The organism is Photobacterium kasasachensis (assembly GCF_050336885.1).
Classification (GTDB): Bacteria; Pseudomonadota; Gammaproteobacteria; order Enterobacterales; family Vibrionaceae; genus Photobacterium; species Photobacterium kasasachensis.
On record NZ_JAKJSH010000059.1, the window covers coordinates 1 to 1,213 of the forward strand.

Consider the following 1,213-nt stretch of genomic DNA (forward strand, 5'->3'; position numbering starts at 1 on the left):
AAAGAAGAGGGTTACGACCCTTACCGTTATTACCATGCTGATAGCTTACTGCGCGCAGCACTGGATCTATTGGAAACTGATGAGTTCACACCAGGCTACCCTGGCCAGCTGGCAGCGATCCGCCACAATCTGCTGGATGGTGGTGACCCTTTCCTGGTACTGGCTGACTTTGCTGACTACGTGAAAACTCACGAGAAAATCGATGCTGAATACCGTGACCAGAAGAACTGGGCACGCAAAGCAATTCTAAATACAGCATTGATGAGCAAGTTTAGCTCAGACCGTAGTATTCGAGACTACGCCAATAATATCTGGAACCTAGAGCCAGTAAACCGTTAATTCAGCCCATTGGGTGATTTAGAGTCTGAATTGATATCAGCAAAACCCTAACATCGAAGCGGCCGCAAGGCCGCTATCGGAGAGAACGATGAAAGACGATCAAGTATTAAAACAAGTTGCTGACATCGCAGGTATTGCAGATAGCTATGTCAGTGCTTGGGGAGATGAAGCCAAGGTGGAAAGCGAGACGATCCGTCGTCTGCTCGCAGCGCTTGGTTACGACACACGTAATGACGAAGCCTTGTTAGAGTCTGCCAATAAAAAGCACCATCCGGATGTGTTAGCACCTGTGCAGGTCGTACGTAGCGGTGAGCCGGTGCACATTGCCATGCACCTTGACCATGCAGCGCGGAGCAGCGATTTCAGCTGGCGTCTGGAAACCGAGCAGGGTGAGGTGATGGAAGGTTGGTTGCAGTCGCAGCTGATCAGTGACGAGCGTGCCGATGGCGGCCCGTTGGTGTTCTCATTACCAGATGATCTGGAGTGGGGTTACCACAAGCTGGAAGTGTTCCGCAAGCGTCGTAAATCTCCGTTTGAAATGACGTTGATCGTTACTCCTCAGTCTTGTTATAAGCAGGATGCCTTGCAGGAAGACAAGAAACTTTGGGGTACGAGTGTTCAGCTGTATTCAATTCGCACTAATCACAACTGGGGGATTGGTGATTTCGGCGATCTGAAACAACTGGTTGCCGATGTTGCTGCCCGCGGTGGTGATTTTGTGGGCCTTAACCCCATTCATTCCTTATTTCCGGCCAACCCGGAAGGTGCGAGCCCATATAGCCCGTCTTCTCGCCGTTGGTTGAACCTGATGTATATTGATGTGAGCTCAGTCTCTGAGTTTGCTCAGTGTGACGAAGCCCAGCAGCTGGTAGGT

Annotated in this window: 2 protein-coding genes; both read left to right on the forward strand. The window is 50.6% G+C overall.

Going from position 1 to position 1,213, the window contains the following annotated elements; genetic code table 11:
- On the forward strand, positions 1-339 hold a 339-nt coding region (locus L4D19_RS30205; protein WP_428455452.1), incomplete at its 5' end, for a glycogen/starch/alpha-glucan phosphorylase.
- A gap of 88 nt (positions 340-427) precedes the next feature.
- Positions 428-1,213, forward strand: a 786-nt coding sequence (locus tag L4D19_RS30210; RefSeq protein ID WP_428455453.1) for a 4-alpha-glucanotransferase, incomplete at its 3' end; no start/stop codon positions are given.